The following is a 21452-nucleotide window of genomic DNA, read 5'->3' on the forward strand; positions in this document are numbered from 1 at the left end:
AATAGTCACAGTTTAAAGAGGCGATCCCACATGATGAAAAGAGATAACCTAAGTATTCTGCACGTAACAGATTTACATTTTAACCAGATTGCTTGTGAATGGTTGAGCGAAGAGCATGCAGTCGATGCGATCTGTATTTCTGGTGATTTGTTTGACGACAGTACTAACGCTGTGCTTTCTTTATCAGAACAGGCGACATGGTACCGTCAGTTCTTGATGACATTATCTGTACCTGTGTATGTTTGCTCGGGTAATCACGATATCGAACAAGATGATGTTTCATGGCAGATGCCCACTGATAATGTTGATTTTGATACCGATTGTTATGAATCTGATGAGATTGACTTCATGCCAGACAGTATTGCCATTGGTGAAAAGAACTGGGTAACAGAGTTAGCGGCACCGAATATTCATATCGACGGTACGATTAATGTGCTCAAGGGCTGGAAATTTGGTTGTACGCGTTATGATACAAGGGATTACTCTTTGTTTCGCGATTGCGATATTTTGTTAGCGCATGTCCCACCCACAGGAACGGAAACTGCGTTACAGACAGGCGAGGATTGGGGATGTTCAGAGATTGAATTTGCATTAAGCTTAGGAATTATCACTCCGAAATATCTACTTTGTGGTCACGTTCACCGTCCTCACTGTCATGTGGAAAGTAAATGGCAAACCACTATAAGTAATCCCGGTGGGTCAGCGAAAGGCGCGCAGCCTAAATATAAGATTATTCATCTTTCAAAACATGAATAACGGCAAAACTTAGTTTAAATCGCCTTTATCAACCTTTCCACTGTCGCTGTGAGTCTCAAAAAGATGACAAACAGTGACAAATTAACGACAAACCGTTTACAAGCGCATACCTAACCTTACCCCACATCAATTTTATTTCTGGATAATAGCGTTATCAAATAATTCACTATTAAATAAGAAATTAATCATGAAAAGAATTTCGTTACTAATATTAACAGCGATACTTGGGTTGCAAGGTTGTAACTCTTCAAATAAGTCAAAATCAACAACAAAACCTGTCCTTCCTACAAAACCAGTAATAACAGCAGTACATGGAATACAACCAAGCGAAGTTGCTAATTACATTGCAGAGTTTAAATTAGCGAAAGAGAATTTAAAATTTACCTTCGAAGGCGCTGAATCAAAAATATTTTATGTTGATAAGACGAAAGACACCATTATTATCAAATATGATAAAGGGTTAGTGCATGCTGGCTTCGATTTTAAAAATAATGAGCCAACTGCTTCTCTTACATTATATGAAGGGGATACTTCGGATCTAGGTGATTTTAAAGCAACACGTATGTTAACTGGTGTTGATATTAAAATAAGCGAAGATGATGACACGTCGATTTATAGCGGTTCAGTGAAAGATCAAGTCACCGGCGGTATCTATTCTATTCGCTTACAATTGAACGAACATCTAATGGGCGCTGGTGATAGCAAGCTTATTATTAACGGAAAAAAAGCAACATTGGCAGGGACTTTAGGCACATCTACATATATCCAAATTCAGGAGATGATTAACACCACGAGTGTTGATACGTTAATACTGAGTAATGTGTCTGGTTCAGATAATGATGCTATTAATATGCACACAGGCCGACTCATTCGCAATGCAAGTCTCACCACGTTAATGCCAAAAGGTGGTGAAGCCTATTCTGGTGGCGTTGATTTATTTGCCGCTGGTGCGCAACGTATTTTTGAAACAGGCGGCAAGCTTGGTGTTCATTCTTGGTGTTGTACTGCAGACGGTAAAGATGCGGGTCAGTTAAGTAAAGGTGATAAAGCACACGGTGCGCAGTTAACTTACTTTAGAGAGATGTTGGGTACCGAGAAAGGTCCTGAGTTTTATTTCTATACGATTAATGCTGCACCTGCAAATAAAATACACTTAATGAGTGTTGCAGATATGGTGAAATATACATTAACCACGCCTTAGGTCGTTCGTAATTGCGTCGTATACGGCGCAATTTTTACATCGCTGAAATAGCGATACACACGTGTAGCTTATCGGAGAATGTACTTTGGAATTGTTTTTTTCTTTACTGCTATATGGCATGTTGACACTACTTACGTGGATTGCGGCTAAATCGAGAAATGCGTTGTTTTGGAGTGATGCCTACGGCCCTATATTTATTGTTCTGTTTTGGATTATGGTGACTTACACTGGATATGGTCAGCAGAGTTTAAGCCATATCATAGAAGTACCAATTGCTCTCGTATTAAATTTAATCGTGATTAACATAAGGGTCTTTATTGTCGATAAGATTTATTATGACCATCGAAAGAATTCACTCATCACGTTAGGTTTATCACTGTTCATTGTTTTTCTTCTACGTACTTTCATGCCATTTTTACCAGAGTAATGTAAGCAGAGCTAATTTATGCTTAATAGTTACTTCATCATTTATGTTTCAAACAAAGAAACCAACAGCCGTCGCTGTTGGTTTCTTATTTCAAACGTTTCTCAAAGGGCATGAGCCCTAGGAAAATGGTTAGATTAACGTGCTCATTACCGCTGCAATTAGGCCGTAGATAATCATCGGAATAACAGTACGTTTAATGATATAACCTTCTTTGTTCGAAATACCCAAGATAGTCGAAACAGCAATGATATTGTTAATACATACCATGTTACCCATCGCGCCACCAACAGATTGCAGTGCTAAGATAGTCGTTTCTTGTAAACCAACCGTTGTTGCAATCGTTTGTTGAATACCACCAAATGTTAGGTTAGATACCGTCGCTGAACCCGAGAAGAATGCACCTAGGGCACCAAGGTAAGCGGAAGCAAACTGCCAGTTAGTACCCATCAAATCAGAGAACGCCATACCGATGATAAGGATAGGAGAGTTTTCACCGCCAGCCATCATCAGTTTCACCATGATCAATGCACCAATGAGCGTGATGAATGGCATTTTGATACGGCTACCTGTTTCGCTAAATACTTGCTTAACCATGCTGCCTTTGATTTTTAAAAGTGGGATAGAGATTAATACCACTAATAAGAAAGGTACAAGCGCAGGAACATAAAGTGCTTTATATGCCCATGCCACGTTTGTGCCAAAGATATTACTCAGTTTGAAAATCAACGCCTGGCTAATACTAAAGTCGCCGAAGCTACCTAGTGATACCGAAAATGCTTCAGTTGCATCCGTTAGCATAGATTTAATACCAAGCTGCTTGATACGGGTTACGATTAAGATAACAATTAATAGCAGCGTTGGTGTCATGGCTTTAAAGATCTCACCACGGCTTACTGTCGCTAATGTTACGTTCTTGTCATTATCATTCGCGGCTACTTTTCCAAGGCCAATGTTTAACTTAGCTAAGCCAACAGAGATAGTCAGACCAATTGCGCCACCAACTAATGCTGGGAATTCATAGTTCCATTGTGCGAACAAGAAATATGGAATAGTACAAGACAGAGTACTCAGTAGAATGAATACGTAGTTACGGCGAATTTCAGTCCACGATGTCACAAAGCGTAATGCCAATACCGGAATAACAAAGGCTGCAAAGAAGTGAATCATCGCTGTTTGTTGACCAATTTCTAATAACTGGTTGTCTGTTAATCCCAAACCTGAGAAGCCAAACCACGTTGGCGTGCCAACCGCTCCAAATGATACGGGGACTGAGTTCATCACGAGCGCTAGCATCGCAACTTGTAGCGGTGGGAAGCCTAGGCCAACTAAGATAGGTGCTGCAATTGCTGCTGGTGTACCAAAGCCTGACGCGCCTTCAATCATAAAGGCAAAGGCCCAACCAATGATCATTAACTGAGCAACTTTATTACGGCTGATGCCTTCTAACCAACGGCTGATCGTATTTTCAGCCCCCGATAGACACATCATGCGATTCATTAAAATTGCCCCGGCAATAATCGATATTGGGGTAATGGCTGACAAGCTACCTGCGACGACATTCGCCCAGATAAGTGTCAGGTCAGTTTGGAAGTAAAAGATCTGTAGTGCTGCCACAAACAACGCAGTCACAGGCAATGCAATGTACGAAGGTACACCATTTTTTTTAGTCATCATCCATATTAAGACGATAATTGGCATCATTGCCAAGATTAGGGATGTCATTGCTACCCACTCCATTTGTGCTCATGTATTTGGTTATCGCTATGTGCGGAGAACGATGCATGAGTCTATTTATAGTATTGTTTAAATGTATTGTTAATAAAGTACAAGTAAGTAAATACCTGTGTTATCGCTAATACCCGTATCGTGTGGGGAATGGATTGTAAGAGCTTAAGGTTTAAACTCCACACCTCCTTTGAGGTATGTAAATGTGAATATGGGTAATAAATGTGATGTAAATAACAGAGTGTAAAAAACTGCAAATTTACAAACCTATAAAAATCAATGGTTTATAAAGTTGAATATAATGACCTATAAATGATTGTAGCGGTATTAGAAACAGTGATTGTCATAATGCACAGTAATAAAACAGCGCGTCACTATCGTAAAATGAAGTCATTGATTCGTTCTTATGATGCTAGAGATTTTCTTTGGTGAAATTCAACTACAAAAACTAAGGTTTTTTGTTAAATTAATCATATTTCGTTATTTTATTACGATACGCACCTTTCTATATCGTTAGCCTGCTGACTAATTACACTAAACCTAAAAATGATTCATTACCTTTAATGTCGAACTTCATTGTTTCCATATTTGAACCAATAGAAGGCGCTGACTTTTGTTTGCTTAAGTATAACTAACTGTTTTTTAATAAATACATTGTACCTGGTGAAATTTAAGATCACATAAACACTGTTATTAATATATTTATTGGCTGTAATCACGTTCGTTTTTTGTCGTGCTTGCTTATATCATGCTGCAAAAAATAAGCTCGGTGAGCAAGGTGAGATGATGAAAGTTAATTTTTTTGTAACCTGTCTATGTGATGTCGTTAAATCAAACGTCGCTAAAAAAACAGTGCTATTACTAGAGCAGTTAGGCTGCGAGGTATTATTCCCTAAAGAGCAAGGCTGCTGCGGTCAACCGTCATTGAATAGCGGGTATATCGAATCAAGCAAGCCAGCGATGAAATCATTAATACGTGCTTTTGAAGGTAATGAGTATCCAATCGTAACGCCAGCGGGTTCATGTGCTGCAGCGGTAAAAAAATACCCTGAGTATCTAGCGGATGAACCTGAATGGGCAGCGCGTGCACAAGCTGTATCTGACCGCTTATTTGAATTAACCCAGTTTATTGTTAATGAACTTAATATTGAAAATGTCGGTGCTAAACTGCCTGGACGCGGTGTTTATCACCCATCTTGCAGTCTTATTCGTAAATTAGGTGTGCGTGAGGAGCCGCTTAAATTATTGGGTAATGTAGAAGGGCTAGAGCTGGTTGGTATTAAAAACCAAGAAACGTGCTGTGGTTTTGGCGGTACTTTCTCAATCAAAATGTCAGAGATCTCTGGTGAAATGGTAAAAGAGAAAGCAATGAATATTGATGCGGTAACACCTGACTACTTAATTGGTGCTGACGTAAGTTGCCTAATGAACATTGCAGGGCGTTTGTCGCGTGAAGGTAAAACGGTAAAAGTATTACATATCGTTGATGTGTTAATGAGCAATATTGCAGATGACCTTAGTCAGTCAACTACTGCCCATCATAATGGCGATAACCTTGCCGTGGAGGTTAAATAATATGTCGATGAAAACCAGTGATGTGATCTTTAAGCAGCGTATTAAAGAACAAATGCAAGATGGCTTCATGCGTAAATCGGTGGCGAATGCCCAAGAGCGTATGTTTACTAATCGTCAATTAGCGGCAGACAAACTTGGTAACTGGGATGAATGGCGTGAAAACGGCATGGCGATCCGTAATCACGTGTTAGACAACCTTGATTACTACTTACATCAATTAAGTGAAAACGTACAGAAGATCGGCGGCCATGTATTTTTTGCTGAGACAGCGCAAGACGCGACTGAGTATATTGAAAGCATTATCAAAGTAAAAAATGCTAAAAAAGTCGTTAAATCGAAATCGATGGTGACCGAAGAGATTGGGTTAAATGAAGTTATTCAGCGTAATAACTGTGAAGTCATTGAAACCGACCTAGGTGAATACATTCTACAAGTGGATGATTGTGATCCACCGTCACATATTGTTGTGCCTGCATTACATAAAAACCGCGAGCAGATCCGTGATGTATTCGAAGACAAGATTGGCTATAAAGGCAGTTCTGATCCTGAAGAAATGACACGCTTTGTACGTGAACACATTCGTCATGACTTTATCGAGGCTGACATTGGCATCACTGGCTGTAACTTTGCAGTTGCGGAATCTGGCTCAATCAGCTTAGTGACGAATGAAGGTAACGCGCGATTAGCAACGTCATTACCAAAAACGCACATTGCGGTAATGGGCATGGAACGTATTGTACCGACATTTGAAGAGTTGGATATTATGGTCAGCTTGTTATGCCGGAGTGCAGTTGGTTTACCATTAACCGGTTATGTGACCGCAATTACAGGCCCAAGAGAATCGAATGATATGGATGGCGCTGAAGAGTTCCATTTAGTGATCTTAGATAATGGGCGTTCAGATATTTTAGCGTCAGAATTTAAATCTATCTTACGCTGTATCCGCTGCGCAGCATGTGTAAATACGTGTCCTGCTTACCGTCATATTGGTGGTCAGTCTTATGGTTCTATCTACTCAGGACCTATCGGTGCAGTCTTGTCACCATTACTGGGTGGTTATGATGATTTCCAAGACTTACCGTATGCTTGCTCATTATGCCAAGGTTGTAATGATGTGTGTCCGGTTAAGATCCCACTGTCTGATTTAATCTTAAAACACCGTGAAAAAATGGTGATTAAGAAGATAACACCATTGAGTGAGCGATTAACGGTATCGGCATTTAACTACCTAAACTCAAGTCCTAAGTTATGGAACTTGAGCATGAAAATTGGTGGTAAAGTTGCGCCTAAAGTGATTAAAGATGGCAAGCTACCAATTAATGTTGGTGCGATTGCAGAATGGACGGAAGCCCGTGATTTACCACAACCGGATGGTGAATCATTCCGTAGCTGGTTTGCTAACCGTGATGGCGCTACTGTTTCTGGCTCAGAACAAGCCGCTGTTACAGGTATAGTAAAAGTTAAATCGACTGCTAACAAGAGTGAGAAATAATCATGCAAGGCAAGATATATAATCGCGATAGTTTTATGGGTTCACTCGCCGCTAAGTTAGGTCGTGAACTGAATACTCAAGGCGTAGTACGTCCATTATTACCGCATAGCCCGCATCATGATGTGATGGCTGAGCTTAGTCAGCAACAACTGGCAGATGTATTTTTAGAATACACCAAGACTAACTTAAATTCGTTGGGTGTTAGCTGTACGAAAGATGAGTTAAATGAAACATTAAGCAGTATTTGTAATGGTTTTGGCGCGGGTAAAGTTATTGTTTCTGGCGATATACGTTTAGCTGAACTGCAAGTTTCCAACAACTTAAAATTGCACTTTAACGATGTATATATGTGGGATGTTGACCAAGCAAATGACATTAACATTAAACACGCCGAGCAAGCGAAAGTGGGTATTGTGTTTGCAGAGCAAGCATTAGCAGAGTCGGGCACTATGGTGTTACACAGTGCTGCGTCACATGGCCGTTCGGTGAGTTTATTACCAGAAACATCGGTATTTCTGATCCCACAAAGCCAAATTGTGCCACGTATGACGCAAGCAGCTAAACAGTTGCACGATAAAGCTCAAGCGGGTGAACGTTTACCGTCTTGTGTTAACTTTATTTCGGGCCCAAGTTCAACGGCAGATATTGAGTTAATTAAGGTTGTGGGTGTACATGGCCCTATTCATGCCGCCTATGTTGTGATTGCAGATATGTAATGACTACATAAGCTAAACAGAGACGAGGTCTGTTTTAATGTTAATGGCACTGTTAATCGCAGTGTCGGTTACATTGTTATAGACCTCGTTATCTGCAGTTGTTTACGTGTATAATTACCAAACCCCTTTCTTTTTAGTAAACCGAGAATTGCATGCCGCAAATTGATGATTTAGTGTTATTTACCCAAGTAATAGAACAAGGTTCGTTTAGTAAAGTTGCCGAGGCGAACAAGGTCACTAAGTCTGTGGTGAGTAAACGTATCAGCCGATTAGAAGAAGATTTAGGTGTGCAGTTAATCTTCAGAACAACCCGTAAATTGACCTTAACCGAAGCCGGTGAAATGTTGTTTTATCGTGCTAAAGGCATTGCCCAAACCGCAAAAAATGCCTTTGATACCGTGAGTAGTTATAGTGAAACGTTAGCTGGTCACATTAAAATGTCAGTACCCACTATCTCGGGTGAGTTATTATTAGCAAGGGCCGTGGCCGAGTTTTGTGAAAAACATCCAGGATTAACCGTCGATATGTCAATGAATAATGATTTCGTTGATTTAGTGGCGGATGGTTATGATTTGGTGATCCGAACAGGCCATTTAGAAGATTCAAGTTTGATTGCGCGTCATATCTTTAATTCTCGTTGGATGATATGCGCAAGCCCTGAGTATTTAGCACAACAAGGCGAACCGCAATTTCCTGAGCAGTTAGCCCCGTATAATTGCCTTGGTTATACCTGCCAAACCAGCGGTGCTTTTAATTGGTTATTCACACGTGATGATGCACCGTACAATGTCAAAGTATCCGGTAATTTTAGTTCGAATAATGCAGTGGCGTTAAAGCAAGTCGCGATAGCAGGGAAGGGACTGGCCTATCTACCAAAATGTCTTATCTACAATGAATTAAGTAACGGAAAGTTGGTGGAAGTGCTGTCACAGCAAACGGCGAAAGTAATTGGTATTTATGCTGTGTATCCGTATACCCGTAAACCAGCCAAAAAAGTACAGCTGCTGATTGAACATATACGTAGTAGTTATTTGGAAATGAAAGAGAACTTTTAAATAGCAGGTATCGATCCATAACGCGTAATTTATATTATAGACCGATGACCTAATCAAAATGGAGTAATAGAGCAGGTAGTGACTACGCTAAATTATCCATATTGTTTTTTTTCTGTCTTCTTAGCATTCCCATGCTTAAAACACCTAGCCCTAAGAACGCTACAGTTGTTGGTTCTGGCACATGTGTAATAATTTCTTCTACTTTCACATCAACAAAAGCATTGGTAAATGAAACCGCTCTATTACCTCCGGCTCGAAGTTCTTTTAAATCCCATGCTGCACCACCAGTATTAAGTGCTAAATCAACGTAATCAGCAAGTGAATTAACAAACCCCCCATATGCCGTTGCACCTAAACAGGTGGTAAATCCTCCGGAACCATCTGCTTTATAACCTTTTGTAGCGCTCATACCAAGTGCTTTAGTACCGTCACCACATTTAAAAGATACATCAATAACAGCGTTAAGTAATGCATTGTTGCGGGATAAATTTGCAATAACACTTGCTTGAGGAGTATTCCCATCGCTATCTTCATCGGTGACTAAGATTAGATTTTTAACTGCACCAGCTGTGTATCCATAGTTATTTAAAGCATAGTTGATAGCTTGGAAACCATTCTCATGACTACCACTGGTATTTAATGACCCCGCGGCTGCACCGAATTGACCTGCAGTGCCAAAGTCCCCGCCCCCGACAAGATGCTTATGTCCAGGTCTATGCCCACCATTGCCACCAAAGCCTGTTAAGCCATAGGTAGCACTAAACGCATCTACACCTGCTGCAGTTAATAACGCAGCATTCAAACTTGTAATCATACTTGGTAACCAAGCGTGCTCACCACCCATTGAACCGGATTCATCTACAACAGCGACGATATTCGTATTAATTGGGGTTGCCAGTGCTGGTGTTACCATCACGGCCATTGTCGATAATGTGACTGTTGATAATATGCTTTTAAATACTTTATTATGTTTCATTAGGTTTATCCTTGATACAATTTTATAAAGTTAACGTGAGTTTTTATTTACTAGCACTTAGCATCTTGCATCGCTTATGCCACCTTGTATTTTGTGTTTAAAATCAGAATAGTAGTTTTTATCGATAAGCTGTTTATGACGATGGTGTAAAAATCACCGACAGTTTTTTTGAGGTATTCAGTATCGTAGGTGATGGGGCTGATTAGCGTTAACCCTGTACTTCAACGTCATCTTGATATCATTAACTGCACTTTTAGCTAAATTTTAGGTGAAAATATTGCTTATTGTATTACAATCCAGTTCCTTTTTTTGTAATGCGAACCTTTCATGATTGATTTCTCTATTTTACCCGTGTACTTAACTGCTGTTGTGGCGTTATTGCTGATCCCTGGCCCTGATATGCTATTAATTGCGAGCTCAAGCTTAAGTTATGGCCGCAAGGTGGGATTGTTTGCCAGTTTAGGTAATGCAACATCAGGCATTATTTTAACGTTATTAGCGGCAATGGGTGTGTCTGCGATGATCGCCATGAGCCCGATGGCGCTTAAAGCGCTGCACTTTTTGGGTGGTTTGTATTTATTAAAAATGGGTTGGGATTGTTTACGTACAAATTCGGTTGTTGCACCTGAAGTGGATCAAACAAGTAAAATGGCACGTTCACTGTACCGCAAGGCCGTATTTAGTAATCTATTAAACCCAAAAGCCTTGTTGTTCTTTGTGTTGTTCTTGCCGCAGTTTGTATCATCAAATATTGAGACGTCATCGGGTGAACAAATGCTAGCCCTTGGTTTATTACTTAATGTATTAGGTTTGTTGTTTAACTTATTACTTGTGGTTACAGTGGGTACTTTAGGTAAATCATTATTAACTAATGAACGTTTCCATATCTACCAACATAAGATCATGGGTTCTGTATTTGTATTACTTGGCGCGTGGTTGTTATTTTCGCAAGTACCTGCTGCAGTTGTTTAAAGTCAGTTGATGATATAAAGGTCTACAGTAATATAAAGTAGGCTAACTTGATTGCATGGATGCAGTCAGTCCCAGTGTTAAATAAGCCCTAATATAAAATATCCTCCTTTTCGTTTCTTTTCCCAATCAGACTACGTGATTTACATCACATTAGATGCTATACTCCGCCAACTTAAAATTCAGTAATCTATATTTAGTCCATTTTTTGGACAGGAGCGTTCCCTATCATTAGCACAGCAAATATTACAATGCAGTTCGGTGCCAAGCCACTTTTCGAAAATATCTCAGTTAAGTTCGGTGGCGGTAACCGTTACGGTTTAATCGGTGCTAACGGTTGTGGTAAATCAACATTCATGAAAATCCTAGGTGGCGATTTAGATCAAAGCTCTGGTAACGTGAAGCTTGATGAGAACGAACGTCTAGGTAAATTACGTCAGGATCAATTCGCATTCGAAACGAACACTGTAATTGATACAGTAATCATGGGCCACGCAGAAATGTGGGCAGTGAAAGAAGAGCGTGATGCAATTTATGCTAACCCTGATATGTCTGAAGCAGATGGTATGCGTGTTGGCGATCTAGAAAGTGAATTTGCAGAGATGGATGGCTACACAGCTGAATCTCGTGCGGGTGAACTACTAATCGGTGTTGGTATCCCTGTAGAGCAGCATTACGGCCTAATGAGCGAAGTTGCTCCAGGTTGGAAACTACGTGTACTACTAGCACAAGCACTATTCTCTGATCCAGATATCTTACTACTTGACGAACCAACGAATAACTTGGATATCGCAACGATTGACTGGTTAGAAGAAACACTAAATGCACGTCAAAGTACAATGGTAATCATCTCGCATGATCGCCATTTCTTAAACAGTGTTTGTACTCACATGGCTGACCTTGATTTCGGTGAACTACGCGTTTACCCAGGTAACTATGATGATTACATGTTTGCTGCTGCACTAGCACGTGAACAACTGCTAACAAGTAACTCGAAAAAAGAAGCACAAATGGCAGAGCTTAAAGCATTCGTTGCTCGTTTCTCTGCAAACGCATCGAAAGCAAAACAAGCATCATCACGTGCTAAACGTCTTGATAAAATTGAACTTGATGAAGTTAAAGTATCTAGCCGTCAAACGCCATTTATTCGTTTCGAGCAAGAAAAACAGCTTTACCGTAACGCATTAGAAATTCAAGGTCTAACAAAAGGCTTTGATGAAGGTCCGTTATTCTCTAACTTCAAGAGTATGGTTGAAGTTGGCGAGCGTATCGCAATTATCGGTACCAATGGTGTTGGTAAAACGACATTAATGCGTATGTTAGCAGACGAACTTACTCCAGATGCGGGTGAGTACAAATGGTCTGAAAACGTAAACATCGCTTATTATGCACAGGATCACGAAGCATTATTCGAAGAAGATCTAACGCTAATGGAATGGATGAACCAGTGGAAAGAAAAAGGCGATGACGATCAAACTGTTCGTGGTTTCCTAGGTCGTTTACTGTTCTCTAATGATGACATTAGCAAGAAAGTAAGTGTTCTTTCTGGTGGTGAAAAAGGCCGTATGCTTTACGGTAAATTAATGATGCAACGTCCAAACGTATTATTAATGGATGAACCAACTAACCACATGGATATGGAATCAATCGAAGCATTGAACATGTCTCTTGAGAAATATGAAGGTACTTTACTGTTCATCTCTCATGACCGTGAGTTCGTATCTACAGTTGCTACACGTATCTGGGATATTACGCCAAACGGCATCGTTGATTTTGACGGTACTTACGAAGAATACATCGCAAGCAAATAATAAGCACTAACCGAGTAATCGGAGCTTGTTTTTAGTGAGTGAGTCGTTGAGTTATAAATAACTTAGCGAGTAAAGAGGCCATCATATTATGTGATGGCCTTTTTTGTACCTGGCTATATATCTATTATAAAGGCGAATTAATTTGAGCTTTAATATTACGGTTTTGTTGTACAAACACCCTGATGTGGTCGTAAGTTAAATTGAACATAAATGCATAAATAGTAATAAAAATAGTAACGCTCAGGTCCATGATAAAGGCTTGCCAAATACCCACATTTAAAAGGTAAGCCATTACGGGAATGGTGAAAAATAACAAACCAGCTTCAAACAGAATAACGTGAATGATACGCAGTGAAAATGAGCGCTTATCCTTGTCTCCAGTGGCAAATCGGTCAAAGAACCAATTGAAGCAATAGTTCCATATCATAGCAATGGTTGCGACAACGAGCATTGTTCCTGATAGTGAGTTAATATCGTGATCTGTAAATACAGCCAAACCTGTAATTGATAGGATCAAAGCTAATACTTCAAATAATACGGCATGAAAAACTCTTTCTAACGTACTCATAAACTTCTCCAATAAAACATTGCTAATACATAATTAAGTGGCAATTATGGCAGCGGAAATGAATAGATAAAGTTAACAGCTATCACGAATGGTGATAGTCTAAGGAAAATCTCTTCAGTCATAGAGTTGCTATGTATAGCTTTGAACAATTAAAGGTTTTTGTCACCGTATGTGAAAGTGGCTCCTTTTCGGCAGCGGCACGTAAATTGAAACGTGCACAGTCAGGCGTAAGCCAAGCGATTTCAAATCTAGAGATCGCAATCAATCAGCCATTATTTAGTCGCGAAAAAAATACGCCAGCGTTAACTGAAAACGGCAAAGCACTATTACCGATAGCTAAATCATTACTGCATCAACAGAGATATTTTGATCAGAAGGTCGAGGCTTTAGCCAAAGAGTATGAGCATGAGTTGGTGATTGCGATAGATGAGAGTTTAATGAGTGATGATTTTTTACAAATACTGGTACCGCTAGCAAACCAGTTTCCGATCACTAATTTTGAAATAATCACCGCTTCAACGTTTGATATTGAAGAGTTAGTTCGCTCTGGACAAGCCCAAGTAGGCATCGTTTACGCTGATGGTGAACTGAAAGTTGATATGGACTTTTTTCTGCTTGGCCAAGCTCGCTTTCTTACAATCTCATCGCCCGAGCATGCGTTAGCTCAGCTATCTATAGTTCAAGATGCCGATTTAAAAGGGTATCGTCAATGTGTGCATCGCAGTGCCAAACAAAAGGAACTTTGGTTTAGTTACGGCATTAGCGCGATGATTTGGTATGCGAATTCGCATCAAGTACTTGTTGGACTTGTACAGCAAGGTATTGGCTGGGCTAACGTCCCAGAACTGCGAGTCAAAGAGGGTATTAAACAAGGTAAAATAATCTCTTTACCTGTTGCTCACGAATATCATGGCTGGTTAACTTCTGTTGGCTGTCTCGTTTCTCGAAGTCATGCTGGAGGGCCTGTATTAGAAAGCTTGATTGAGTTGTTACAGCGTTATCATTTTAATGATGAACGCTGGGAATTAAGCGATAAATGAGAACTCGTTGTGGCGTTAACAGTTGTTAGTCAGATCAAACTGGGAGCTATAGAAAGTATTAGGGATATGCTGATAAAACCTAAGTAAGGCTACTCAGGTTTTTATTTACATAAATGTACTATGAATCAAATCAGCAGGGCGCTAGTCGCTACTTTTCTTCCACAGTCCAATAGATAACAACTTCTTGCTTACCCCACTGTCTTGCTTTTTTAACATCGTTACCCATGTAGATATCGATTTTCTTTTCCCAGCGCTTATTCATCTTATCTAGTACTCTGTATGTACCGTCAAATCCTTCGATTCTCACTTCTTGATTGTGAGTAAGCCCCATCTTGAGTAGGTCTCTCGATACTGCAATTGATTTCATACCCGGCTCAAGTATATCGCCCCAAGCCGCAAGATTTGGCGTAGAATCTGTTTCGCCAACACTTGAGGTATATGCGCTAGCAGTTACTTTTAGGGATTGCTCTCCACCGCTGCACCCGAATAGTGAAGTGATGGCTAGTGCAGCGATAAGGTGAAAACGAAATTTCATAATAGTTTAGTCCTTTAATTTATTAATATTTATTGGTGTTTATTACTATTTTGTCATCGATATAATGCTGATAACAGCACAATGTAGCAAGTGTACAGTACCGCTTTGTTTTTTCCACTCACTATCTTGTAACTGATTATTTATCATTAAAAATTGTTCTCGTTAATATGTCATCGTGAATAATTTACGGGTACAAAACGGCTTAATATCAAAGATAAACAAGCGATCGCAGCTCCAGCGTAAAATACTAATGATGGATTTTGTAACCAAATAAGGCCGAAAATAACGGGGATAACTACTGCGGCAATATGATTAATTGAGAAACTAACGCCCATGCTGCCTGCGATATCTTTCGGGTCGGCAATCTTCTGGAAATAGGTTTTTAATGCAATAGCAATGGCAAAAAACAGGTGGTCAACAATATACAGTACGGCAGCCAACTCAGCTGACTCCACCAAAGCATAACCAATAAACACAAAAATAAGTCCGGTATATTCGAATGTTAACGCGCGACGCTCACCCACTCGGCCAATCCATGCGCCAATTTTAGGCCCTAAATACAGATTAATGACATGATTGAGCATGAATAGTGCGGTGATTTCAGATACACCGTAACCGAATTTTTCGACCATAAGGAAGCTTGCGAAGACCACAAATATTTGTCGGCGCGCACCCGATAAAAAAGTCAGTAAGTAGTACAAACTGTAGCGTTTACGTAAGATGAGTTTTTTGTGTTGTACATGGGTGTTTTGGGTTTTAGGTTTATGGGTTGCGAGCCAAGCGGTGATCGCTAATCCAAGTAATCCACAGACCATATATACAGTGATGTAATCGGCATCGAGCACGGTGAACGCCAGCCAAATACCTGCAAAGGTAAAGAGGGCTGCAAATGATTTAACTGCGAGTAACCGACCTAATAGTGCAGGGGCTTCAGCTTTACTGAACCATTGCAGGCTTAATGATTGGTTGATGGTTTCGTAGTAATGAAAGCCCACAGACATCAGTACGGTTGTGGCATACAAGCCATAAACAGAAGGGAAGAATCCTGTTATCGCCACGCCAATCGAGAGTAAGGATAAGGCTATAATGGCAAATACTTGTTCCTTTAGTATCAGCAATACAAACGCAGCTGTGAAAGCAAGTAATCCAGGGATCTCACGTATCGATTGTAAGGTGCCAATTTCAGCGCCGGTAAATGCGGCATTCTCGATGGCAAAATTATTTAACAGTGCATTCCATGCTGAAAAGGTCATCGACATAACGATACCAGCAAGGGCGAGGAAAACAAATGGACTGTCTTTAGACAAGGATGTAGAGAGTGATTTAGATAACTTTTTCATGGTGATGACGGCTAATGGGCTAGGGGATGGTTAGATTAGCATTCTTGGTGTGAAAATAAAAAGGCTATCACGTTGAAATGATGGCCTTTATTCGGAGAATGGCACCCTAATGGAGGTTGTTGCAATGACAATTAAAGTTAAAGTGGAACAACTTGGTGCAACAAAATCATAGAAAAGAGCAAGAATGAGTAATGGTAACTCTGTGAAATAATCGAGGGCTACTTGTCTTGAAAACACCGATACACAGATATTTACGAAGAATAATAAACTCTGATAAGGCCTTTTATCGGTTGTAATATCATGAAACAAAACACCTTTTCAAATCAATTATTTGGGGAGGAAAGGGTTGTTATTCAGACTATAATTAAAGCTGGTAATAGAGGACGTTGATGCTTAACACTTGGTTGATAAAATTATAACGATTGGCCTTTTTAAAATTAAATAATCATCTTAACTATATCCTTTTTCATCACGCGGAGGCAAAGGTACCATTTTGGTAGGTGAAACGTTAGGCGATCTTTTGACAAAGAGACAGCTTAGTTTTTTAAATAACTAAAAATATCAAGGAGAGTGGCAATGAATATCAAAATTATATTAATGTTTGTCATATCTATCTGTTTAGGTGTGTCTTTCAGTATATCGGCTAAAACTTATTTCGTAGCTCCTTATGGGAGCGATGTTAATTCTGGTACTGCTGATAGTCCATTTTATAGTGTTAACTATGCTATTAAAAAGTTGAAACCGGGTGATACTCTCTATTTGTACGGTGGAATCTATTATGAATCTGTGGAAGTTGAAGTTAGTGGTACCGAAGCTGCACCTATTTTAATTTCTTCTGTTGTTGGTGAGACTGCAGTCATTGATTCTGGCCATCAGGAATTTCGGGAGCCGGGCAACAAGGATTGGGAATTGGTCAATGCTGAACTTGGTGAATATCGCTCTTTGAGAAAGTGTAAAAGCAAAGATATTTACGGCTATGTATTAGGGATTCCAGGTTATGTGAATGAGAGGGTAAAACTTGTTCCATATGAAGAAGAGGATCATTTTCGTGCAACGACAGATAAATATGACGGTAGCAGAAGTGAGTTTTACGTTGGCCCCGGCACGATGGAAATAATGGACCGATGCCATATTCGCTTATCTAAAACAGAAGCGATGCGTAAAGCAGAGGCTCTCTATGTCCAGGTTTTTGAAACTGAAAATGCCGATCCGAGCAATTATCAAATTATCTTATCTCAAGAGTCTAATACGTTAGAAGTTAAGGGGAATTATCTAACTTTTAAGAACCTTACTATTAATCAAGCTAAAGATAGTATCGATATTGATGATGGTGCACACCATGTCACATTCGATGGTATAACCGCATGGATGGGTAATACTACAATCTCGACTACTGATACTGATGTACATCACATTACTATCACCAACTCACAGATACTCGGTGATGATCCATACTGGATTTTTTGGAGTGATATGAAAGATGATCCTGTCCCGGCAACGCGCGCCCGAGGAACATCTATTAACTTGAAAGGGGGCTCAAAATATTGGTTTATTTCCTGGAATTTGATTCGAGGTTCAGGCCAGGATTTGATCGGTACCAGTAACGGCGAAGACAGGATATTTATACATCATAATCGTATCGAAAACTGTGGCGATGATGCCTTTGAGATCGAAGGCGTTAAAAAATATGGTGGAACAGCCGATATTGGTCAGATTGTGATTCATGACAACCTTATCATAAATTGCCTAGTCGCGGTGGCGATTGGGCAGGATACGGAAAAAATGACAGGCCCTTTGCTCTTTTACCGAAATGTAGTTATTTTGCTTCGTGACCACCCAGTTAATCGTAAGTCCGGAATAAATTCATGGAACGGAGGGGGGCAGTTTGGTTATGGAAAAATGTTTAAGCAAGCTGGTAGCGACTATGCTACGAGAAATGCTCACTATTATCATAATACGTTAGTGATGCTTAATTCAGATGATGGTATTGTCCCGATTCCAAGGTTCCCTGATGGGAGTACCTTTGCTAATAATATAGTGGTGATGGTTAACGGTGAAATTATAGAGTCCTATAATCTGGGTAAAGACCAACTTATAGACGCGAACCTATATTGGAAAGTTAATACTCAAGACAATGAACCTTTGCTGGATGGTGAGGACACTGTAGGTGATTTATCTCTTACTGGGGTAGAGGAGAATAGTATTGGTAATACGCCAAAGCGTGGCTCCGATCCTAATTTTACTAACTTTACTCTTAATATTGTTGATAATTCTGAAGATTATTGGGAATTGAAGCCTATATCAGAGGTATTTGGCTTTGGTGACTTTATTCTCAGGGACGCGAGTCCGGCCAAGGGGAAATCTAAAATGGTGACCTGTCGAAATATCAGTGGTACCGACGAAAACGGGGTCAGTATTTGTAACGATGGAGTCTTAGTCGGTTCGAAAATGGGGGAGGACATTGGTGCCATTCCTTATACGGCTTCACCCAGTGATTACGCTATGTTTCCATTTGTAGTCACTGCACCGATCAGCATGGTCTCAGCAGGTGTGGACCAGTCCATTATGATGCCTGATTCAGCTATTCTGATGGGCAGTGTTTCTGACGACGCATTAACGATGACCTGGACCCAAATTAGTGGAGAAGGAGACGCTACATTTACCGATACTAGCGAACCTCAGACCAAGGTATCATTCTCTGCTGAGGGAGGTTATACGCTGCGCCTTACAGCCAGTGATGGGGAAATACAGAGTTTTGATGATGTTGTCATTACAGTTACTCAAGAAGGCTCTCAAGTTTTGAGCCGACGTATTGAAGCCAGTAAGGATGATGCAGAAGAGAGATCTGATGGAAGGGTAAAAAGGACCAGCAGCGATTTAGAACTAGTTTATGAAAAGACGGTTCAGATAGTTGGTATGCGCTTTAATCGCATCGATATTCCGCAAGGTGCTACCATTGTTAATGCTTACATTCAGTTTCAAGCAGAAGAGAAGGACTCTGTAGAGACTGCTCTCACTATTCAGGGAGAGCTATCAGATAATGCAGGGACTTTTCAGAGCGAAGATGGAGATATATCGTCACGTCCACGTACAACTGCATCGGTTAACTGGAACCCTGATGCCTGGGGAACGGTTGGCGAGGCGGATAATAAACAAAAAACGTCTGATATCAGTATATTAATTACTGAAGTTACCGATCAAACTGGATGGGTAAGTGGTAATTCACTGGTTATCATTATAACAGGGACTGGCAAACGGGTAGCGGAAGCGTACGATGCAGACCAGAATGGTGCACCGCTGCTATATATAGAGTATTCCTACATTCCGCGGGTAACAAGCCAGCGATAGTTTTGGCAGGTTCGGATCAGTCAATAAGTATGGTTGATTCAGCCATCGTGGAGCCGTGTTTCTGAATTAACACTTAATTAAACGGTGAGGCCTGATATCGTCAGGCTTCTTAATTGGAATCTCAAGAAAAATCATTTAAATCAGCAGATTAATCCTATTTTTTTCATTGATTCTGTTTTCTCCTAGCGGAATGATTTTTGCTGTATTCATTGCTGTATTCATTGCTGTATTCATTGCTGTGATATACTCATATATGAATTTTTACGAGTAAGATCTAAACTGGCACGAACAAATTAGAATAAATTATTCTTAGAACTCGCGCCAGATTGCATGTTTAACTTCAAGTAAGACTTGTTCTAATGGTTGGTTAGCATCAATATTCACAATTCGTGTAGGTGCTGGATACTGTAGGTTGTCGATAGCGTTTACTCGTCGCTTGCACTCCTCAAGACTGATGTCTGATTTTCGCTTTGTCGCAACAGCGGATGAAACATTAAGCTTGATCACAACATCAGGAAGGTAAATTTCTGCCTCACGGTAAGGTTGACTCTCCCATACTGCAATCGCACGAAGTATCTGCCACCGATGATTTAACCATGCGCTGAGCAGAGGTCCATCGTTGAATCCCATCATCTGGTTTTGCGGATAGCGGTCACAGAGTACAACCATTCCACGGTTGCGAGCTGCTGTTGCTTGTCGGAGCTTGCGGCGCTTCTCAATGCTTAAGGTGACAGCCCAGATCGCTTTTGGTAACATCTTGAATAATGATGGCTGGACGCTTTTGTAATCCATGGATGTATCAACTTGATCCCGAGCAGAGCCATTCACAGGTACTTTATGCAAGAGTTTAGCAGCCAGCTTTAATGGCCAACGTAGTAGAGAGCTTGAACCATTCCCGCTGCCAAAATAAAGAGGAATGACATCAACCTTCCAAGATAGCCATTTTGTAATAGCCTGTACCTGTGTCGATTTACCTGAACCATCACATCCCATCAGCGCAATAAGCAGACCGCCACTTGCACTTATTCGACGCAGTGGAACGGGGGCATGAATATACCGCTTGTTGACGCCCCCGCATAACCAATACAGCTCACGTACCGTTCTACGCCATCTAGCATATAGGGGGGAATAAGTTCTGAAAAGTTGAATAGTCTGTTTTGCACTCTTTTGAAAGCGAAGAATCTGCTTAAGCGATGGGGTAGGTGTCGTAATAATGTCTTCTATTTGTGCAGCTGCCTCTTTTCCTATCAAGGTATCAGTCAGCTCAATCATACATGAAGGAGAAATACGTTCATTCAACCATTGAAACTCCCTTAGCCTATCGGAGCTAAAATAGTGTCTACCTAACTTATCAAGAATCCAGTCTCTGGCTCGGAGCTTCATTACGGATCGCACTATGAGAAGAAGCATTTCCATATTGGGCTCAACTACATATACATTTTCCTCCTCATCGTACTGCCGGCTGGCAAGAATTTGATGCTCCCAGGGTAGTCGGTATCCTTTAAGATGCGGTTCACCACAAATCAGTTGGTAATGAAGATGTAAATGAACCATTTTTCCAGTGATATTATCAACCGCCAAATAGTCTGCTACCGCTGGATATCCATGCGTTGCCATCGCATTAAAAAGCTTGAATCCGGAATCAAACAGGACTTTATTCAGTTCACTGGTTTTGCCTTTTTCGACCAAAACATCGAGATCAGTAATGCCAAGTAGTCCTTCTCGCAAGTGCTCATTACTCTTCCAGTGGCAATAGAAGATATCCAATCGTTCCATTTCACGGAAGAACTTTGTGATTACATCCAGTCCATAAATGGTTTCCAAATCAAAATTTCTGATATACATTTTCTATTGGTTCCTATTATTTATATGAATGCCAAAATGGATTGGCCTTAACGTTTATCTGCGTTGTACTTCA

Annotated in this window: 17 protein-coding genes; 11 read left to right on the top strand and 6 right to left on the bottom strand. The window is 40.4% G+C overall.

Going from position 1 to position 21452, the window contains the following annotated elements; all coding sequences use genetic code 11:
* Positions 1–30 precede the first annotated feature (30 nt).
* The 3 genes from HWV00_RS05510 to HWV00_RS05520 all read left to right on the top strand — a co-directional run bounded on the left by HWV00_RS05510 (position 31) and on the right by HWV00_RS05520 (position 2384).
* Positions 31–756, top strand: a complete 726-nt coding sequence (locus HWV00_RS05510; RefSeq protein ID WP_211685130.1) for a metallophosphoesterase — start codon at positions 31–33, stop codon at positions 754–756.
* A gap of 187 nt (positions 757–943) precedes the next feature.
* On the top strand, positions 944–1957 hold the full coding sequence (locus HWV00_RS05515; RefSeq protein ID WP_211685131.1) for a hypothetical protein: 1014 nt from the start codon (positions 944–946) through the stop codon (positions 1955–1957).
* A gap of 85 nt (positions 1958–2042) precedes the next feature.
* Positions 2043–2384, top strand: a complete 342-nt coding sequence (locus tag HWV00_RS05520; protein ID WP_255554930.1) for a hypothetical protein — start codon at positions 2043–2045, stop codon at positions 2382–2384.
* A gap of 129 nt (positions 2385–2513) precedes the next feature.
* Here the strand turns inward: HWV00_RS05520 and HWV00_RS05525 are convergent, their stop codons facing one another.
* A complete protein-coding gene (locus HWV00_RS05525) occupies positions 2514–4106 on the bottom strand; it encodes an L-lactate permease (protein WP_211685132.1) in 1593 nt (530 codons plus the stop codon).
* A 786-nt stretch (positions 4107–4892) separates the two neighbouring features.
* Here HWV00_RS05525 and HWV00_RS05530 point away from each other — a divergent pair.
* The 4 genes from HWV00_RS05530 (at position 4893) to HWV00_RS05545 (ending at position 8947) form a co-directional block, all read left to right on the top strand.
* The gene (locus HWV00_RS05530; protein ID WP_255554932.1) at positions 4893–5684 is read left to right on the top strand and encodes a (Fe-S)-binding protein; all 792 of its coding nucleotides are present in this window, start codon (positions 4893–4895) and stop codon (positions 5682–5684) included.
* A gap of 1 nt (position 5685) precedes the next feature.
* Positions 5686–7176, top strand: coding sequence for a LutB/LldF family L-lactate oxidation iron-sulfur protein (locus HWV00_RS05535; RefSeq protein ID WP_211685133.1), 1491 nt, complete (start codon positions 5686–5688; stop codon positions 7174–7176).
* 2 nt (positions 7177–7178) lie between these two features.
* Positions 7179–7892 carry a lactate utilization protein C gene (locus HWV00_RS05540; RefSeq protein WP_211685134.1) on the top strand — a complete coding sequence of 238 codons (714 nt, stop codon included), beginning with the start codon at positions 7179–7181 and terminating at the stop codon, positions 7890–7892.
* 152 nt (positions 7893–8044) lie between these two features.
* A complete protein-coding gene (locus tag HWV00_RS05545; RefSeq protein WP_211685135.1) occupies positions 8045–8947 on the top strand; it encodes a LysR family transcriptional regulator in 903 nt (300 codons plus the stop codon).
* Positions 8948–9029: 82 nt separating this feature from the next.
* Here HWV00_RS05545 and HWV00_RS05550 read toward each other — a convergent pair whose 3' ends face one another.
* Positions 9030–9923, bottom strand: coding sequence for a VWA domain-containing protein (locus tag HWV00_RS05550; RefSeq protein WP_255554933.1), 894 nt, complete (start codon positions 9921–9923; stop codon positions 9030–9032).
* Between the two features lie 327 nt (positions 9924–10250).
* On the opposite strand from HWV00_RS05550, the gene HWV00_RS05555 reads away from it, so the two are divergent.
* Both HWV00_RS05555 and HWV00_RS05560 read left to right on the top strand, forming a co-directional pair.
* The gene (locus tag HWV00_RS05555; protein ID WP_211685136.1) at positions 10251–10895 is read left to right on the top strand and encodes a LysE family translocator; all 645 of its coding nucleotides are present in this window, start codon (positions 10251–10253) and stop codon (positions 10893–10895) included.
* 224 nt (positions 10896–11119) lie between these two features.
* On the top strand, positions 11120–12703 hold the full coding sequence (locus HWV00_RS05560) for an ABC-F family ATPase (protein ID WP_211686368.1): 1584 nt from the start codon (positions 11120–11122) through the stop codon (positions 12701–12703).
* A gap of 124 nt (positions 12704–12827) precedes the next feature.
* Here the strand turns inward: HWV00_RS05560 and HWV00_RS05565 are convergent, their stop codons facing one another.
* Positions 12828–13271: a PACE efflux transporter gene (locus HWV00_RS05565; protein WP_211685137.1), complete on the bottom strand. Its 444-nt coding sequence runs from the start codon at positions 13269–13271 to the stop codon at positions 12828–12830.
* Positions 13272–13402: 131 nt separating this feature from the next.
* Here HWV00_RS05565 and HWV00_RS05570 point away from each other — a divergent pair, with 131 nt between their 5' ends.
* Positions 13403–14311: a LysR family transcriptional regulator gene (locus tag HWV00_RS05570; RefSeq protein WP_211685138.1), complete on the top strand. Its 909-nt coding sequence runs from the start codon at positions 13403–13405 to the stop codon at positions 14309–14311.
* Positions 14312–14459: 148 nt separating this feature from the next.
* On the opposite strand, the gene HWV00_RS05575 is transcribed toward HWV00_RS05570, so the two are convergent.
* On the bottom strand, positions 14460–14846 hold the full coding sequence (locus HWV00_RS05575; protein WP_211685139.1) for a 3D domain-containing protein: 387 nt from the start codon (positions 14844–14846) through the stop codon (positions 14460–14462).
* A 170-nt stretch (positions 14847–15016) separates the two neighbouring features.
* The gene (locus tag HWV00_RS05580; protein ID WP_211685140.1) at positions 15017–16186 is read right to left on the bottom strand and encodes an MFS transporter; all 1170 of its coding nucleotides are present in this window, start codon (positions 16184–16186) and stop codon (positions 15017–15019) included.
* 576 nt (positions 16187–16762) lie between these two features.
* Between HWV00_RS05580 and HWV00_RS05585 the strand changes: the two genes are divergently transcribed.
* On the top strand, positions 16763–19534 hold the full coding sequence (locus tag HWV00_RS05585; protein ID WP_211685141.1) for a right-handed parallel beta-helix repeat-containing protein: 2772 nt from the start codon (positions 16763–16765) through the stop codon (positions 19532–19534).
* A gap of 309 nt (positions 19535–19843) precedes the next feature.
* Here the strand turns inward: HWV00_RS05585 and HWV00_RS05590 are convergent, their stop codons facing one another.
* Entirely contained in the window at positions 19844–21379 is a 1536-nt protein-coding gene (locus tag HWV00_RS05590) for a hypothetical protein (protein WP_211685142.1), read from the bottom strand.
* Between the last annotated feature and the right edge of the window lie 73 nt (positions 21380–21452).

The organism is Moritella sp. 24, assembly GCF_018219155.1.
Taxonomy (GTDB): Bacteria; Pseudomonadota; Gammaproteobacteria; order Enterobacterales; family Moritellaceae; genus Moritella.

Bases quoted from the DNA above. Each gene is read 5' to 3' on its own strand.
- HWV00_RS05550 (WP_255554933.1), bottom strand. From the start codon at position 9,923: ATGAAACATAATAAAGTATTTAAAAGCATATTATCAACAGTCACATTA.
- HWV00_RS05590 (WP_211685142.1), bottom strand. From the start codon at position 21,379: ATGTATATCAGAAATTTTGATTTGGAAACCATTTATGGACTGGATGTA.
- HWV00_RS05580 (WP_211685140.1), bottom strand. From the start codon at position 16,186: ATGAAAAAGTTATCTAAATCACTCTCTACATCCTTGTCTAAAGACAGT.
- HWV00_RS05565 (WP_211685137.1), bottom strand. From the start codon at position 13,271: ATGAGTACGTTAGAAAGAGTTTTTCATGCCGTATTATTTGAAGTATTA.
- HWV00_RS05515 (WP_211685131.1), top strand. From the start codon at position 944: ATGAAAAGAATTTCGTTACTAATATTAACAGCGATACTTGGGTTGCAA.
- HWV00_RS05510 (WP_211685130.1), top strand. From the start codon at position 31: ATGATGAAAAGAGATAACCTAAGTATTCTGCACGTAACAGATTTACAT.
- HWV00_RS05570 (WP_211685138.1), top strand. From the start codon at position 13,403: ATGTATAGCTTTGAACAATTAAAGGTTTTTGTCACCGTATGTGAAAGT.
- HWV00_RS05585 (WP_211685141.1), top strand. From the start codon at position 16,763: ATGAATATCAAAATTATATTAATGTTTGTCATATCTATCTGTTTAGGT.
- HWV00_RS05575 (WP_211685139.1), bottom strand. From the start codon at position 14,846: ATGAAATTTCGTTTTCACCTTATCGCTGCACTAGCCATCACTTCACTA.
- HWV00_RS05530 (WP_255554932.1), top strand. From the start codon at position 4,893: ATGATGAAAGTTAATTTTTTTGTAACCTGTCTATGTGATGTCGTTAAA.
- HWV00_RS05555 (WP_211685136.1), top strand. From the start codon at position 10,251: ATGATTGATTTCTCTATTTTACCCGTGTACTTAACTGCTGTTGTGGCG.
- HWV00_RS05545 (WP_211685135.1), top strand. From the start codon at position 8,045: ATGCCGCAAATTGATGATTTAGTGTTATTTACCCAAGTAATAGAACAA.
- HWV00_RS05535 (WP_211685133.1), top strand. From the start codon at position 5,686: ATGTCGATGAAAACCAGTGATGTGATCTTTAAGCAGCGTATTAAAGAA.
- HWV00_RS05525 (WP_211685132.1), bottom strand. From the start codon at position 4,106: ATGACATCCCTAATCTTGGCAATGATGCCAATTATCGTCTTAATATGG.
- HWV00_RS05540 (WP_211685134.1), top strand. From the start codon at position 7,179: ATGCAAGGCAAGATATATAATCGCGATAGTTTTATGGGTTCACTCGCC.